1 pseudogene is annotated in these 856 nt (G+C 31.0%); it reads right to left on the bottom strand.

What is annotated here, in order from left to right:
- Nucleotides 1–317: 317 nt before the first annotated feature.
- Nucleotides 318–856 (bottom strand): annotated as a pseudogene (locus ACFIO3_RS14290) (transporter); the annotation flags it as partial.

Consider the following 856-nt stretch of genomic DNA (forward strand, 5'->3'; position numbering starts at 1 on the left):
AGAATAAAATAGAATAATCAACAATTATCTTTTTTATTTCTTTGAGAAGATTTGTTAGCATTTTTCTCATTCAATAAGAATTTTTGATTTATCTTGTGCTATCAATAGGATGCACAAAGACGCACATAGCAACTTTTTTGAAAAAATTAAAATGATCAGATATAAAAATCATCTATTTCTAGAAAACTGTAGATTATTATTTCGTTTCAATGACATTGATAAATTTACCAATCTAAATACCGCAAAATATTATCAGAAAAGTCTTCTATTCTTTTCTGTTTTGTCATCGTCCAGATATGAAGAAAAATGCGATTTAATTATATATTTTTTTGTGCATACCGTCTATGCATATTCCATGGTCTATGAAACCCTAGAGAAGACCAAATAATATCCCCACTTTTGGTCATCATCACGCTTCCTCGTGATAACAATTGTTGAGGGGTAAATATTATTTTTGCCTTCTTGTGACATACTGGATTATGCATCGCAATTGTAAATGTCTGAATGAGAATATCTGCCTCTACACATTGATCTGTTTCTCTGTGTAAAACGATCACTTTTAATCCATTATCCAATAAGGATGAACAGACATGACGATCACAAATAAATTGTCCGTGCAATGAAGGCCCATACTTTGTTGGTTTAATCATTTCATTCACACGGAATGACTTTTTCCATATGGATGACGTTAACTTAGAAATATGGTAACGATCAATATATAATTTTTTATCATGGATAACACCCACCAGACGCATATTATCTGCAATCATCAGCTGTATAGGTGAATGCATCACACAAATACAAATACCAACCAAAATAAAAAAACTAAAAAAGAGCCTGATAGGTGTTTTGCAAA

The sequence above is a fragment of the Bartonella sp. AD328YNZD genome (assembly GCF_042196425.1).